Source organism: Thalassospira permensis NBRC 106175, from assembly GCF_000714555.1.
GTDB lineage: Bacteria > Pseudomonadota > Alphaproteobacteria > Rhodospirillales > Thalassospiraceae > Thalassospira > Thalassospira xiamenensis.
This window is the reverse complement of sequence record NZ_AUNC01000071.1, coordinates 103,803-118,019: the sequence shown is the minus strand read 5'-3', so window position 1 is coordinate 118,019 and position 14,217 is coordinate 103,803. Positions and strand designations below refer to the sequence as shown.

14 protein-coding genes and 1 tRNA gene are annotated in these 14,217 nt (G+C 51.8%); 12 read left to right on the top strand and 3 right to left on the bottom strand.

The annotated features are described in order from the left end of the window. Positions 1-87: 87 nt before the first annotated feature. From SMB34_RS19860 to SMB34_RS19850, 3 genes are all read left to right on the top strand, one after another. Positions 88-378, top strand: coding sequence for an integration host factor subunit alpha (locus SMB34_RS19860; RefSeq protein WP_037992610.1), 291 nt, complete (start codon positions 88-90; stop codon positions 376-378). An 11-nt stretch (positions 379-389) separates the two neighbouring features. Then, on the top strand, positions 390-869 hold the full coding sequence (locus tag SMB34_RS20820; protein WP_051682434.1) for a MerR family transcriptional regulator: 480 nt from the start codon (positions 390-392) through the stop codon (positions 867-869). A gap of 69 nt (positions 870-938) precedes the next feature. Continuing rightward, positions 939-1,015: transfer RNA gene (locus tag SMB34_RS19850), tRNA-Pro, on the top strand. Between the two features lie 48 nt (positions 1,016-1,063). Here the strand turns inward: SMB34_RS19850 and SMB34_RS19845 are convergent. Together SMB34_RS19845 and SMB34_RS19840 are read right to left on the bottom strand one after the other, a co-directional pair. Then, positions 1,064-1,639 carry a histidine phosphatase family protein gene (locus SMB34_RS19845; RefSeq protein ID WP_240478886.1) on the bottom strand — a complete coding sequence of 192 codons (576 nt, stop codon included), beginning with the start codon at positions 1,637-1,639 and terminating at the stop codon, positions 1,064-1,066. Positions 1,640-1,736: 97 nt separating this feature from the next. Then, the gene (locus SMB34_RS19840; protein ID WP_037992607.1) at positions 1,737-1,994 is read right to left on the bottom strand and encodes a hypothetical protein; all 258 of its coding nucleotides are present in this window, start codon (positions 1,992-1,994) and stop codon (positions 1,737-1,739) included. Positions 1,995-2,098: 104 nt separating this feature from the next. Here SMB34_RS19840 and cutA point away from each other — a divergent pair, with 104 nt between their 5' ends. Both cutA and SMB34_RS19830 read left to right on the top strand, forming a co-directional pair. After that, complete coding sequence (cutA, locus tag SMB34_RS19835; protein ID WP_037992604.1) at positions 2,099-2,455, top strand: divalent-cation tolerance protein CutA; 357 nt, start codon at positions 2,099-2,101, stop codon at positions 2,453-2,455. A 60-nt stretch (positions 2,456-2,515) separates the two neighbouring features. After that, positions 2,516-3,079 carry a septation protein A gene (locus tag SMB34_RS19830; RefSeq protein ID WP_037992603.1) on the top strand — a complete coding sequence of 188 codons (564 nt, stop codon included), beginning with the start codon at positions 2,516-2,518 and terminating at the stop codon, positions 3,077-3,079. A gap of 65 nt (positions 3,080-3,144) precedes the next feature. Here SMB34_RS19830 and SMB34_RS19825 read toward each other — a convergent pair whose 3' ends face one another. Beyond that, on the bottom strand, positions 3,145-4,338 hold the full coding sequence (locus SMB34_RS19825; protein WP_037992601.1) for a bifunctional 2-C-methyl-D-erythritol 4-phosphate cytidylyltransferase/2-C-methyl-D-erythritol 2,4-cyclodiphosphate synthase: 1,194 nt from the start codon (positions 4,336-4,338) through the stop codon (positions 3,145-3,147). Positions 4,339-4,508: 170 nt separating this feature from the next. On the opposite strand from SMB34_RS19825, the gene ccsA reads away from it, so the two are divergent. From ccsA to trkA, 7 genes are all read left to right on the top strand, one after another. Beyond that, positions 4,509-5,258, top strand: coding sequence for a cytochrome c biogenesis protein CcsA (gene ccsA / locus SMB34_RS19820; RefSeq protein ID WP_240478885.1), 750 nt, complete (start codon positions 4,509-4,511; stop codon positions 5,256-5,258). Between the two features lie 132 nt (positions 5,259-5,390). Then, positions 5,391-6,395: a tRNA dihydrouridine synthase DusB gene (gene dusB / locus SMB34_RS19815; RefSeq protein ID WP_037992599.1), complete on the top strand. Its 1,005-nt coding sequence runs from the start codon at positions 5,391-5,393 to the stop codon at positions 6,393-6,395. Positions 6,396-6,438: 43 nt separating this feature from the next. Continuing rightward, complete coding sequence (locus SMB34_RS19810) at positions 6,439-7,584, top strand: two-component system sensor histidine kinase NtrB (RefSeq protein WP_037992596.1); 1,146 nt, start codon at positions 6,439-6,441, stop codon at positions 7,582-7,584. Beyond that, positions 7,581-9,029, top strand: coding sequence for a nitrogen regulation protein NR(I) (ntrC, locus tag SMB34_RS19805; protein ID WP_007089552.1), 1,449 nt, complete (start codon positions 7,581-7,583; stop codon positions 9,027-9,029). The genes SMB34_RS19810 and ntrC overlap by 4 nt, the downstream gene beginning before the upstream one ends. Next, a complete protein-coding gene (locus SMB34_RS19800; RefSeq protein WP_181849854.1) occupies positions 9,026-11,299 on the top strand; it encodes a sensor histidine kinase NtrY-like in 2,274 nt (757 codons plus the stop codon). The genes ntrC and SMB34_RS19800 overlap by 4 nt, the downstream gene beginning before the upstream one ends. Before the next feature lie 50 nt (positions 11,300-11,349). Beyond that, positions 11,350-12,732, top strand: a complete 1,383-nt coding sequence (gene ntrX, locus SMB34_RS19795) for a nitrogen assimilation response regulator NtrX (protein WP_007089554.1) — start codon at positions 11,350-11,352, stop codon at positions 12,730-12,732. 43 nt (positions 12,733-12,775) lie between these two features. Beyond that, the gene (gene trkA, locus SMB34_RS19790) at positions 12,776-14,155 is read left to right on the top strand and encodes a Trk system potassium transporter TrkA (RefSeq protein WP_007089555.1); all 1,380 of its coding nucleotides are present in this window, start codon (positions 12,776-12,778) and stop codon (positions 14,153-14,155) included. Positions 14,156-14,217: the final 62 nt, after the last annotated feature.

The window sequence follows — 14,217 nt, the reverse complement described above, 5'->3', positions numbered from 1 at the left end:
AAAGCGATGTATCCTGTTGATATTGACTGATTTCGCCACCAGATATAGCCTTGTGTATAAAGTCCCGTTTTAAGGAGGCGGCCTGTTATGTCGGAAGCTACGATTACCCGCGCTGATCTTGCCGAAGCCGTTTATCAGGAAGTCGGTTTGTCGCGTAACGAGTCCGCCCAGTTGCTGGAAACGGTTCTCGACGAAATTTCATCTGCCTTGATCAAGGATGAAGTCGTAAAGATTTCCTCGTTTGGCAGTTTTTCCGTTCGCCAGAAGGGACAGCGCGTTGGTCGCAATCCCAAGACAGGTGAAGAAGTGCCAATCCTGCCGCGCAAAGTGCTTGTGTTCCGGCCGTCGCAGGTGTTGAAAGCACGCATTAACGCTTAAGAACTGAACTCATGAAAAATAACTTGGGGGCTGAGGCGGAAAACCGCCGCACAGCAAAGTCTGACTCTGCGTTTCGTACAATTAGCGAAGCAGCAAAAGAGCTGGGGCTGCAGCAGCATGTCCTGCGTTTTTGGGAATCCAAGTTTCCTCAGATCAAACCAATGAAACGTGCTGGCGGGCGACGTTATTATCGTCCGGAAGATCTGGTGCTGCTGGCTGATATTCGTTCACTGCTCCATGATCAGGGCTACACCATCAAGGGTGTGCAAAAGTTGCTTGATCAGAACAAGGGGCAGTTGCCTTCGGAAGTCGCGGTGGCGTCGCTGGCTGAAACCGTCGATGGTCCATCGGATGAAGCATCAGATATGGCTTATTCGACAGGCACAGCAGGAACACCAGATAAGACTGTTCTTGCAAACCTGTTAGGTGAATTGGAAGAGCTTCAAGGTATCCTCAGGTCGGCACTGCAACAGTCGGAAAAAAATACGTAAAAACCATTTGCGTCTTTGGGCTTGCGCGGCTATTTATCGAGCCGCGTCAAACGACGCATTCTTTACGGTCGGAGCGTGGCGCAGCCTGGTAGCGCACCTGCATGGGGTGCAGGGGGTCGGAGGTTCGAATCCTCTCGCTCCGACCAATTTATTCTCCATCAAAATCTGATATGCGATCATTGGTACTGGTGAGGCTACGGCATCAGTCGGGCAAGCATTTCCACGGTGTTATTTTCGTCAACACGGATCAGAATGATTTCGCCTGATCTCGGATAGATGCCGGTTAATGCGGTGATATTCACCTGATGGGTAATCAACAGGGCCTTGATTCCTTCAGGGAGTGCACCAAGTCGGTCAATGATTTGGTCTGTTTGAGTTTTCTTGGTACCGCTATCACGGAAAAACGAATTAAGTGCCAGTTCTTCTGTCACGGGGCCAAGGCCAAGCAATCTGGCGGTTTCCAAACAGCGACACCACTGACTGCTGAGAATTACATCCAACTCAATGCCCGCTTCACGGACGCGTTCGCCGATGGCACGCGCCTGATTGCGACCGGTCTCGTCAAGATTCCGTTGGGTGCTGCAATCGCCAATGGTGAAGTTTTCCGGATCGCCAGTACCCGGCGCAATGGCATGACGCATTAGCGCATGCACACCTGGCTGATGCCATATATCCCACGCGTGCTCGGTATCTGACGCTTTGGCGCTGTGTGCGACAAAGGAGCATGCGAGGGTGAGAACAGCAACCGTATTTCTGACAAATGAACACATGATCCGGCACACTCGGTGGTAAAAGGTGATTAACCTTGATACCCGTGGACATGCTGATTAGATCAGTGCAGCGGTTCGGGATCGCGACCGGATGTCCTTATGCGTTTTTATCAGCAACAGAGGTCGCAACCCTACGACCTTCATCGGTTAGTTTGCAAATCAGCCAGTCCGGTTTGATCGGGTTGTCGAACCATGGGGCAGCCCATCCATGATCAATGCAGCTTTTGACTGTTTTTTCACTGATTTGCTTGCCATTGGTGTCAAAGAGCGGCAACTTTCCACCCGGCTGGCTAAGGCCACGGCGCAACCAATCGAGTTGTGTTTGTGTCGGTTTCACCTGCTTATTCCCCGTCATGGCATCCCTGAATTGATAGAATAGGTTTGTGTGTGGCGCGATGTGATGATGAAGCTATATATTGCAGGTAAGTGTGACGGATAATCAACCGAGGGGCAATCACCATGACATCGAAGTCCTTTGATCGTAGTGACATGGTCTTTCTTTATGTGACAGCGCCGGACATGGAAGTCGCCCGCTTGATTGCGGGCGGTGCCGTTCGAGAAAGATTGGCGGCCTGCGCGAACATCATGCCCCAAATGACGGCAATCTATGAATGGGATGGCGATATCGAAGAAGAAAACGAGATAGTTATCATTCTGAAATCGACCAGCGCAGCGGCAACGACGCTTTCGGAATGGATCACAGATCATCACCCCTATGATGTTCCCTGTATTCTGGAAATTCCATTAGGCAGGGGAAATGGACCATATGTCGATTGGTTGCGCGGTCAGGTCGCAGGGGCAACAATCCCGAATTGATTGCATCAATGGCCGTTGGCCCCTAGGATGGTCGAAATTTTACATTTAACGAAGTGACCAATGAACCAGCTTACAAAACTTGCCCTTGAAATGGGGCCGCTGATCCTGTTTTTCGCAGTCAATGCGACAACCAATCTTATGACTGCAACAGCGGTTTTTGTAACGGCAACAGTGGTTGCGCTGGCAGTATCGTATGCTATTGCCCGAACCATTCCGGTGATGCCGTTGATTGGCGGCGCTTTCGTGATCGTGTTTGGCGGCTTAACGCTTTATCTCGACAATGATCTGTTCATTAAAATCAAGCCGACGATTGTCAATCTGCTGTTTGCAGCGATCCTGTTTGGCGGTTTGATTGCTGGAAAGCTGTTTTTGAAATTGGTTTTGGAAAGTGCATTTAAGGCGACGGACGAGGGATGGCGCATCCTGACCTGGCGCTGGAGCATTTTCTTCGTCGTTCTTGCCGTGATCAATGAAATTGTCTGGCGCAATTTTTCGACCGATACATGGGTTGCGTTCAAGGTATGGGGGATTATGCCGCTGACCATGGTGTTTGGCATGGCCCAGGTTCCAGTCCTGATGAAACATCAATTGCCAGAAAAAGAGAACGGTTCATCTCCGGCATAAGGTCTGAACGAAAATAAGAAAGGCGGGATTTTCATCCTGCCTTTCTTATTGAATGGAAGAACACTCTATTTGACGGGTAGGGCGACGCTGACCGCAGCCTGAGCCGCGATACCTTCCTCGCGTCCGGTGAAGCCCAGGCGCTCTGTCGTCGTCGCCTTCACATTGACGCGATCAACTTCAATACCAAGAATTTCAGCAACCTTTTCGCGCATGGCCTGTGTATGCGGTCCTATTTTGGGCCGCTCACAAATCAGGGTGATATCCGCATTGACGATGCGTCCGCCGCGTTCGCGGATCAGATTGACTGCGTGAAGAACAAACTGATCCGATGCTGCCCCCTTCCATTTCATGTCAGAAGGCGGGAAATGTTGGCCGATATCGCCGGCACCAATGGCACCCAACAATGCGTCTGTTAACGTATGCAGGCCGACATCCGCATCTGAATGGCCTTCAAGGCGTGCGGAATGGGGGACTTTGACACCGCAAAGGATACAATGGTCACCTGGGGCAAATCGATGAACGTCAAAACCGGTACCGGCCCGGAACTCTTCGTGGATCATATCGCTGTCTTTCTCTGAGGCTGGAACACGGTTAATCCAGTCACGGGCGCGTTCGATATCGTCGGGGCGCGTAATCTTGTCGTTTGAAACAGCCCCCTCTACGCACACCACATCCAGGCCAAGTTGTTCCAGCAGGGCGGCATCATCAGTGAATTCGTGCCCCTCAAACCGTTGGTGAGCATCAAGGATCGTTTTGAAATGAAACCCCTGAGGTGTCTGGGCGCGATGAAGCTGTTCTCGTGGAATGGTTCGTCTAATTATCCCGGTGGATTCCGTCTGCTTGATGGTGTCGAGAACGGGAAGGGTGGGAATGGCACCCTGATATGTCGCCAGAGCTGAGATGACGCGGTCGATAACATCGTCTGAAATGCCCGGCCTTGCCGCATCATGAATAAGCACGTGGTCAGGGTTTTCATTTTCCAGTGAACGTAATCCGTTCAGGACAGATTGTTGTCTTGTCACTCCGCCGGGCACTGGGGCGTCCAAGGATAGGCCTTTAACCGAATTATCGTACAAATCCTGATGGTCAGGATTATAAATGACCCTGATCAGTTCGGACGGCACATGCTTAGCGAAGCTCTCAATGCAGTGACGCAGCAATGTCTTTGCGCCAAGCAGATGATATTGTTTTGGTATCGGATCACCAAATCTGCTACCGCTGCCTGCTGCAACGATGACAACTGCGATTTTTTTGGTCATAAACGTGGTGCCGTGACTTGTCTGAATTGCGCCGAAGGCTATCTTTCTGCGATGACTTTGCCAAGTCGCCATTTGCCTGATGTTATGATGTAAACGCCTTTAGGCCGGATCCGAACATGATTGCTGCCGCCTTACATATCTTATGTTTGCTACCGCTAACCACGCAAATCATGCGGCGCGACCCGCAGCGCGACATATGGCTGTTTTTGTCCATATTTGTTGCCGCGGCTGGTACGGTGATCGTGCTTGGCCTGACGGGCGAGGAATTGCAATCGCGCGGATTTACAGCGGCTTTGCATTGGTCGGAACTTTCCGTGATCCTGATCTTTGGCGGGCTTGTCATATGCAACGGGCCGAAACAAATCTGGCGTCTTGCCGGTTATATCGGTGGATATCTTTTGGCATTCGGCGGAGTTGCAGCTGTTTTTAACGTCTTTGAACCGGTTGCTGACCCGTCGGTTGCAGAACCGGTTCTTTATTCTGGCTGGCTTTGGGTTCATATCGGAACGTCACTTGTAACCTACGCGCTTGTGACACTGTCTGCAATTGCGGCCATGGGCTATGTTGTTCAGGAAGATGCACTTAAAAACCGCCGTCCAAACCGCTGGAGCCGTCGCCTGCCGCCATTGCGCGACAGCGAACACATGCTTGTCAGTTTTCTCAAATGGTCTGCGTGGGTCCTTGTGATCGGAATTATTACCGGTTTTGCATTGCGCCAGGTCGAGGGGCAATCGCTGCTCTATCTTGATCACAAGATGCTTCTTACCCTGCTTGGTTTTGCAGTGATTTGCGGCCTGATATTCATTCATGAAAAATCCACTCTGCGCGGGCGTATGGCTGTTCGGTTTGTGCTGGGGGCATGGCTGCTGCTTACCCTGGCATTCCCGGGCGTTCGATTTGTTTCGGGATATCTGATCTGATGAATATTCCGGGCCTTGTTTAAAGGTGGCGGCCGTGTTGGTTGGCTTATATTCGCCAATTCGCTTAGAGTTGTTGCAACGCCGAGCCAGTTTCATTAATCTGCCCAAGTTTTAGGCAATCGGATTTCCTTCATGTCTTTGCAGATCGGTTCTGTAAATGTGCCAGAGAATGTCATCCTGGCACCAATGTCAGGTGTGACTGACCTTCCTTTTCGGCAACAGGTGCGCCAGTTTGGCCGGCATCTGGTTGTCTCGGAAATGATTGCGTCTGATGCCATGACACGTATCCAGCGCCATCAAAAAGAAGTGCGCAAAATGCACGGCGATTGTGCAGCCGAAAGCCCGCTTTCCGTTCAGCTTGCCGGAACTGAACCCGATGAGATGGCGCTTGCCGCAAAGATGAACGAAGATCGCGGTGCTATGATCATTGACATCAATATGGGCTGTCCTGCCAAAAAGGTCACAAAGGGCTATGCCGGATCGGCCCTGATGCGTGATGAGAATCTTGCTGCCGATATCATTGAGGCAACCGTCAATGCCGTTTCCGTACCCGTGACGCTTAAGATGCGTTTGGGATGGGACGATGACAATCGTAATGCGCCGCGTCTGGCAAAAATCGCCGAGGATCTGGGAATTGCGATGTTGACCATCCATGGTCGGACACGCTGCCAGTTTTATAAAGGCGATGCGGACTGGGACGCAATTGCACTGGTCAAACAGGCTGTATCGATCCCGGTTATCGGCAATGGGGACGTCAATAGCGAGGAAGATGCGGCAGAGCTTCTGAAACGTTCCGGTGCTGATGGTGTAATGGTGGGGCGTGGCGCGCAGGGACGACCGTGGTTTCTGGCACAGGTATCACATTATTTGAAGACCGGTCAGAAACTGTCAGCGCCGTCGCTTGCTGTGCAACTGCAAACGATCCTTAGTCATTATGATGCGATGATTGATCATCACGGTCAGCAAGGTGTCCGTATCGCAAGAAAACATTTGGCGTGGTATTGCAACAGCTTACGCAACGCGACTGAATTCCGTCGTATTGTGAATGAGTTAAGTGACCCATTTGAAGTCAAGGATCAGATAAGGGCATTCTACGAGCCATTGATCGAAAATGCGGACAAACAGGCCGCGGCCTGAGAAAAACAAGAATTAAATAGCGATATTATCGGGGAAACTTTGAATGAGACTTGGATTTGGCAAAGGAAACGGGGTAGACCCGACTGGCGTGCTTAATGCAATTGCCAGTGCGGTCGTCGTTTCTGATCGGGATGGCAAAATCCGCTTCGTCAATCAGGCGACGGAACAGCTGTTCAATACCAGCGCCGCCGTTTTGTGCCGCAGCAACCTCAAGGACTTCATTCCCGGTGACAGCCCGGTTTTCTCGCTGATCAGTCAGGCTATCGACGAAGCAACCTTGGTGGCGGATCATAATCTTCTGATCGAAAGCCCGAAGATTGGCAAACATACCGTCAATCTGACAGTGGGCTCGATGCCAGATGAACCTGATTGCGCTGTTCTGACGTTCGAGCCGCGCTCTATCGCTCAGAAGATTGATAATCAGTTGTTAAGCCGGAACTCGGCACGTTCGGTAAGTGCGATGGCAGCGATCCTTGCGCACGAGATTAAAAATCCGCTATCGGGTATCCGTGGCGCGGCACAGTTGCTTGAACAAACATCGAATGAAGACGACCGGGTACTAACGCGGTTGATCTGTGATGAGGCCGACCGGATCGTTGACCTTGTTGACCGCATGGAAATCTTTTCCGACAAGCCGATGGAACGCGGTGCGGTTAACATTCATACCGTACTTGAACATGTCCGCAGGCTTGCTGAAAACGGTTTTGGCAAACACCTTGCCTTCGAAGAAATCTATGACCCGTCGTTGCCACCGGTATTTGGCAACCGAGATCAGCTGATTCAGGTATTTCTGAACCTTCTTAAAAATGCAGGCGAGGCTGTCGATCATGACAGCGGTCATATTGTGATTTCAACGCGGTACCAGCATGGTATCCGTCTGGCTGTGGCTGGTGGCGATGCACGTGTGCATTTGCCACTGGTTGTTTCGGTGCGCGACAATGGACCGGGTATTGCGCCCGATATGCGCGAAAGCCTGTTTGATCCGTTTGTGACCACCAAACCAACCGGTTCCGGACTGGGGTTGGCGTTGGTGGCAAAAATTATCAATGACCATGGTGGTGTTATAGAAGTGAAAGACGCACCGGGGGGCGGTGCCGAATTTCAGATCATGCTGCCGATCTATAACCGCACGTTGGCCGAAGACGTCAGTGCGGATAATATAATGAAAAACAAGGAAGAAACCGTATGAGCCCGAGCCCGGCCAGAATTCTTGTTGCTGATGATGACCGTGCGATCCGTACTGTTCTGACGCAGGCTCTGTCGCGTCAGGGGCACGAGGTCCGCAGTACCGGTCACGGACGTACCTTGTGGGACTGGATTGCCGATGGGGACGGCGATCTGGTGATTACGGATGTCATGATGCCAGATGAAAACGGGCTTGATATGGTGCCGCGCATCCGCAAGCTTCGACCGGATTTACGCGTTATCGTCATGAGCGCGCAGAACACCCTGATGACAGCCGTAAAAGCAGCACAGCGCGGTGCCTTTGAATATCTTCCAAAACCTTTTGATTTAAACGAGTTGATCAGTATTGTTGATCGTGCGCTTGAAACACCACAAGCCGCCGACAATGCCAAATCATCAGATGATGAAGGTGATGACCGTCTGCCATTGATCGGTCGTTCTGCGGCAATGCAGGAAATCTATCGTGCGCTGGCCCGGTTGATGAACACCGACCTGACAGTGATGGTGACTGGTGAAAGTGGTACCGGCAAGGAGCTGGTAGCGCGTGCACTTCATGAATATGGCGGTCGTCGTCATGGGCCGTTCGTTGCCATTAACATGGCAGCAATCCCGCGTGAACTGATCGAAAGCGAGTTGTTCGGTCATGAAAAGGGTGCTTTCACCGGTGCCAACGAGCGCAAGGTTGGCCGCTTTGAGCAGGCCGAGGGCGGTACGCTGTTTCTCGATGAAATCGGTGATATGCCGCTTGAAGCGCAAACCCGTTTGCTTCGTGTCCTTCAGGAAGGCGAATATACCCGTGTTGGCGGGCGCACGCCAATCCGCGTTAATGTTCGTATTGTTGCGGCAACACATCGCGATCTGCGCAAACTGATCCGCGAAGGAACTTTCCGCGAGGATTTATTCTATCGCCTGAATGTCGTGCCGATCCGTTTGCCATCCCTTCGGGAGCGGCTTGAAGATATCCCGGAACTGGTCAATCACTTCCTGATGCAGGCAAGCGAAGAGGGACTTCCTCGCAAGACGCTTTCTTCCGATGCGATGGCGCGTTTGAAGGTGCATCGCTGGCCGGGCAACATCCGCGAACTGGAAAACATGGTGCGCCGTCTGACGGCTCTATATTCGCATGATGTGATTGGTGTCGATGTTATCGAAACCGAGTTTTCCGAAAATAACATCAGCGAGTCAGCCCCAGTCGGAGAGCCCCAGTCACTTGCGGAATCGATCGAACGTCATGTTCGCGAGTATTACGATGCCCATGACGAGGATTTGCCATCAAGTGGTCTCTATGATCGTATTCTGCGTGAAATGGAACGCCCGCTTTTGACTGTTACACTGGAAGCGACCAGGGGCAATCAGGTGAAGGCAGCCGAGGTTCTTGGGCTTAATCGCAATACCCTGCGCAAGAAAATTCGTGATCTCGGACTGGAAGTTGTCAGGGGCGCAAAATGACCGAAGCCGGGCGACCCGTCACCAGTCGTCTTATGCAGTCGTGGTTTGTCAGGTTCCTGGGGCGACTTAGCCAATCGCGAAAGTTTGCGATAGGTTTGGTCTGTGCCGCGCTTGTATCTGTTCTTGCGACCTATCTCGCGATGACCGGTACCGCGCCGCTACGGCCAGAACCCCGTCTGATCATCCTTTTGCTGAATATTGACCTTGTTCTTGTTCTTGCACTTGCCACGCTGGTTGCCCGCAAGCTCGTCCAGATATGGGCCGAGCGACGTCGTGGTACGGCCGGCGCCAAACTGCATACAAGAATGGTTCTGCTATTTTCGCTGGTCGCGGTAACGCCAGCGATTATCGTTGCCGTATTTTCCGCGTTGTTCCTGCATTTCGGTATTCAGGGATGGTTCAGTGATCGCATCCGAACCGCCGTCGAAGAAAGTATGGTGATTGCCGAAGCATATCTGAAAGAACATCAGGAACTGATCCGGGCCGATGTTTTGGCAACGGCAAATGACCTTCAACGTCTTGGCGTCAACTTTGCAACTGACCGGGAGCGGATCAACAGAATTCTGACGGCGCAGGCAGATGCACGTGGTTTGCCCGAAGCCGTCATTATTGATGGAAGCGGAGCCGTTCTGGCGCAATCCGATTACAGTTTCTCATACGATCCGGTTTTGTCGCCAATCCCGCAGGAAGTATATGATCGCGCTCGAAATAATGATGTGGTTCTGATTTTGGGCAATACCGATAATCGCATCCGCGCAATGACACATCTTGATAGCTTCATCGACGGGTATCTTCTTGTTGGCCGGTTCGTTGATCCCAATGTGCTGGAGCGTATCGATAAGGCCCGCAAAGCGGTTACCGCATACGAAAACCTTGAAGGCGAACGGTCAGGGATCGTGATCACCTTTGTCATGATCTTTGTTCTGATCGCGGTTGTTCTGCTTTTGGCGGCGGTTACGCTAGGGCTGATGGTCGCAACGCGATTGGTTGAACCGATTTCTCAGTTGATCATCGGTGCCGAAAAAGTCAGCGATGGCGATTTAACCTTCCGCGTTCCGCTTGCGGGGCAGGAGGACGAGCTTGAGGCATTAACCCGTGCCTTCAACCGCATGACGGCCCAGCTTGACACGCAGCGGACGGAACTTGTGGCGGCCAACCGCCTGAATGATGAACGTCGGCGCTTTACAGAAGCCATTTTGGGTGGTGTGACGGCAGGCGTTATCGGACTGGATGCAGAGTGTCACATCAATCTTCCAAACCGCAGCGCATCGGACCTGATGGGAATTGATCTGGATAGGGCTATCGGGCAGTCGATCTGCGAGGTTATCCCGGAATTTTCCGTGTTGTTCGAAGATCTCAGCAAGGAAGGGGATCGCAGTAAATCACGGCAGATCGAAATACGGCGCGATGGTCTGAACCTTATGCTTTTAGCGCGCGTCACGATCGAGCGTGCGGAAGACCGGTCTATTTTCGGATATGTCGTAACTTTTGACGATGTCACTGAACTTCAAACCGCGCAACGGATGGCAGCATGGGCCGATGTTGCCCGCCGTATCGCCCACGAGATCAAGAACCCGCTAACACCGATACAGCTTTCAGCAGAACGTCTTAAACGTCGATATCTGAAGGAAATTCAAAGCGATACCGAGGTATTTAAAACCTGTACCGACACGATTATTCGTCAGGTTGGAGATATTGGACGCATGGTTGACGAATTTTCAAGCTTTGCCCGAATGCCATCGCCAAAGATGAAATCGGAAAAGATTGTTGATCTGGTGAAAGGTGCCGTGTTCCTGCAAAAACAGGCTTACACCAAAATCATCTATGACTTCGACGCAAAGGCAGGTCGTGAAATTGAGGTATCCTGTGATGCGCGTCAGGTTAACCAATGTCTGACCAACACCCTTAAAAACGCCGCAGAGGCGATCGAGGGGCGGGAAGGTGATGTTACCGAGCTTCCGCAAGGACGTATCGAAATTTCTGTGACACGTTCTGATGAAAATCAACGTATCTATGTGACAGTTTCGGATAATGGCAAAGGTCTACCGGTTGAAAACCGCGAAAGGCTTACCGAACCCTACGTCACCACACGATCAAAAGGTACTGGTCTTGGTCTTGCAATCGTCAAGAAAATCATGGAAGACCATGGCGGAGAGCTTATACTTGCCGACGGTGTCGAGAGCGGTGCAACCGTTACGCTGGCGTTTCCGACCGCAGGCAAACACATAACTGCAGAAGATACTGCGGACAGCAATTCTTTGAACAACTGATCTGGTTGTTTCATCAGCAATAATTTAAATACGGGCATATTGGTCAAGACATGGCGCACGATATTCTGATCGTCGATGATGAAGAAGATATCCGGGCTCTGATTGCCGGAATTCTGGAAGACGAAGGACACAAGACCCGTCAGGCAGGCTCCAGCCAGGAAGCGCTTTCCGAGGTTGCTGCTCGCCGTCCGAGCCTTGTTATCCTCGATATCTGGATGGATGAAAGCGATCACGACGGTATCGAGACTCTGAAGCTGATCAAACGTGAGCATAGCGAAGTCCCTGTAGTCATGATTTCCGGCCACGGAAATATTGAAACCGCGCTTGAAGCTTCACGCAACGGGGCATATGATTTCATCGAAAAACCGTTCAATACGGATCGGCTTTTGCTGGTGGTTGAACGTGCCATTGATGATGCGCGCCTGCGCCGCGAAAACCGCGAACTAACCATGCGGGCAGGGGGCGATACCGAACTTGTCGGCAGTTCAAGTGCCATCAACGGATTGCGCCAGGCCATTGATCGGGTTGCCCGCACAGGAAGCCGTATCCTGATTTCAGGCCCTGCTGGTTCGGGAAAAGAGGTTGTCGCACGCCTGATCCACAAAAATTCCGCCCGTTCAGATGCACCATTCGTTGTGCTGAACTGCGCAAATATTTCGCCGGAAACGATGGAGGAATCCCTGTTTGGTGCGGTTGCGGCTGCCAATCGGGAAGCCCGCACCGGGGTGCTCGAACTCGCACATGGCGGTACGCTTTTGCTTGATGAAGTGGCTGATATGCCACTGGAAACGCAAGGAAAAATTGTTCGTGTGCTTCAGGAACAAACCTTTGAACGTGTTGGTGGTTCTGTTCCGGTCAGTGTTGATGTCCGTGTCGTTGCGACGACTGCGCGCGACCTGGAAGAGCGTATTGCCGAACAGCGTTTCCGTCAGGATTTATACTACCGGCTGAATGTTGTACCCTTGCAGGTGCCGTCGTTGCAGCAACGTCGCGATGATATCCCGGATCTTGCCGAGTGGTTCCTTGTGCGTTACGCCGAAGCGACCGGCCTGCCAAAGCGTAAATTGTCGGGGGAAGCATTGGCTGCGTTGCATTCCTATGACTGGCCGGGAAATGTCCGTCAGCTGCGAAATGTGATTGAACGACTGATGATCATGGCGCCGGATGACAGTACGGATATTATCAGCGGTAAAATGCTGCCAGCCGAGCTGTTTGAAGATGTGCCTGTATCTTTGAATTTTGATAAAACCAGTGAAATCATGGCATTGCCACTGCGTGAAGCCCGCGAGATGTTCGAAAAGGAATATCTTCAGACACAGGTGGAACGCTTTGGCGGGAATATTTCCAAAACCGCAAGTTTTGTAGGAATGGAACGTTCGGCCTTGCATCGAAAACTCAAAAGTCTGGGCGTGAATGGAGAACGTGCTGAATAAGCCTCTTCATACGATCCGGAACTTTTGAACGGGAGACGAAACAATGAAGGTCATCATTTGCGGCGCCGGGCAGGTGGGGTTCCATATTGCCAAATATCTTGCTGCCGAAAACAATGATGTGACGGTTATCGACCAGTCGGAAGAATTGGTTCGCAAGATTTCCGATACACTGGAAGTCAAGGGTATCATTGGCTTTGGATCACATCCTGATGTCTTGCAGCAGGCAGGTGCCGATGAAGCAGATATGCTGATCGCGGTGACCTTTGCCGACGAAGTCAACATGACGGCCTGTCAGGTGGCGCATTCGCTGTTTAATGTGCCGACGAAAATCGCCCGTATTCGCAGCCAGACCTATCTGCAACCGGAATGGGCAAGCCTGTTTGGCCGTGAAAAGTTGCCGATCGACGTTGTGATTTCCCCTGAAATGGAAGTTGCCCGCGCCGTCGCACGGCGTTTGCGGGCACCCGGTGCATTCGACATGATCCCGTTTGCGGATGACAAGGTCAAAATCCTTGGTCTGCGATGCAACGAAGATTGTCCGGTGATCAATACACCACTTCGGCAGTTGCACCAGTTGTTCCCGGACCTAAATATTTCGATCCTTGGCATGATCCGTAATGATAAACCGGTTTATCCCAAGGGCGATGATCAGATGCTGGCTGGTGATCTGGTCTATCTGGCAGTATCCAGCGATCAGGTGGATCGCGCGATGTCGGCCTTTGGTCACGAAGACCCGGAAGCACGACGCATTGTTATTTTTGGGGGCGGGAATATTGCACTTTTCCTGGCCGAGGAAATCAATCAGAACTTCCCAGGTGTCACCACCCGCCTGATCGAGGCGGATCCGGAACGTGCCCGTTTCGTAGCTCAGAAACTGCCAAAGAAAAGCGTGGTTCTGCGCGGGGATGTGCTTGATCCTGAACTGCTGGAAGAGGCCAATGTCGGCAATGCCGAGGCGGTTGTCGCGCTAACTAACGATGATGAAACCAACATTCTGTCATCGCTTCTGGCGAAACGGTATGGCTGCCCGCGCGCGCTGACCCTGATTAACAAAAGCACCTATACATCCTTGGTTTCCGAGCTTGGGATTGACGTTGTCATCAGCCCGCGCATGACGACGGTGTCGACCATTCTGCACCATGTTCGCCGTGGGCGAATTCGTGCGGTGCACAGTCTTTCCGAAGGATTTGGAGAAGTTCTGGAAGCCGAAGCACTTGAGACAGCACCAATTGTCGGCAAGGCGATCAAGGATATCGCCATGCCGGCAGGCGTCGTGTTTGGTGCAATCCTGCGCGATGGCGAAGTCGTGATGCCACGCGCCAATACGGTAATCGAAGCCAATGACCGGATTGTGGTCTTTGCGGGCTCCGAGCAAATCAAAAAGGTCGAAAAGATGTTTGCCGTACGGCTGGAATATTTCTAAAAATTCAAAGGCTTGCAGTATTATTATTGTAAATCAGATTAACGTGCGTTCCGGATATATTC

Coding starts and splice junctions, on each gene's coding strand:
- SMB34_RS19860 (WP_037992610.1), top strand. CDS start 88: ATGTCGGAAGCTACGATTACCCGCGCTGATCTTGCCGAAGCCGTTTAT.
- SMB34_RS20820 (WP_051682434.1), top strand. CDS start 390: ATGAAAAATAACTTGGGGGCTGAGGCGGAAAACCGCCGCACAGCAAAG.
- SMB34_RS19845 (WP_240478886.1), bottom strand. CDS start 1,639: ATGTGTTCATTTGTCAGAAATACGGTTGCTGTTCTCACCCTCGCATGC.
- SMB34_RS19840 (WP_037992607.1), bottom strand. CDS start 1,994: ATGACGGGGAATAAGCAGGTGAAACCGACACAAACACAACTCGATTGG.
- cutA (WP_037992604.1), top strand. CDS start 2,099: ATGACATCGAAGTCCTTTGATCGTAGTGACATGGTCTTTCTTTATGTG.
- SMB34_RS19830 (WP_037992603.1), top strand. CDS start 2,516: ATGAACCAGCTTACAAAACTTGCCCTTGAAATGGGGCCGCTGATCCTG.
- SMB34_RS19825 (WP_037992601.1), bottom strand. CDS start 4,338: ATGACCAAAAAAATCGCAGTTGTCATCGTTGCAGCAGGCAGCGGTAGC.
- ccsA (WP_240478885.1), top strand. CDS start 4,509: ATGCGGCGCGACCCGCAGCGCGACATATGGCTGTTTTTGTCCATATTT.
- dusB (WP_037992599.1), top strand. CDS start 5,391: ATGTCTTTGCAGATCGGTTCTGTAAATGTGCCAGAGAATGTCATCCTG.
- SMB34_RS19810 (WP_037992596.1), top strand. CDS start 6,439: ATGAGACTTGGATTTGGCAAAGGAAACGGGGTAGACCCGACTGGCGTG.
- ntrC (WP_007089552.1), top strand. CDS start 7,581: ATGAGCCCGAGCCCGGCCAGAATTCTTGTTGCTGATGATGACCGTGCG.
- SMB34_RS19800 (WP_181849854.1), top strand. CDS start 9,026: ATGACCGAAGCCGGGCGACCCGTCACCAGTCGTCTTATGCAGTCGTGG.
- ntrX (WP_007089554.1), top strand. CDS start 11,350: ATGGCGCACGATATTCTGATCGTCGATGATGAAGAAGATATCCGGGCT.
- trkA (WP_007089555.1), top strand. CDS start 12,776: ATGAAGGTCATCATTTGCGGCGCCGGGCAGGTGGGGTTCCATATTGCC.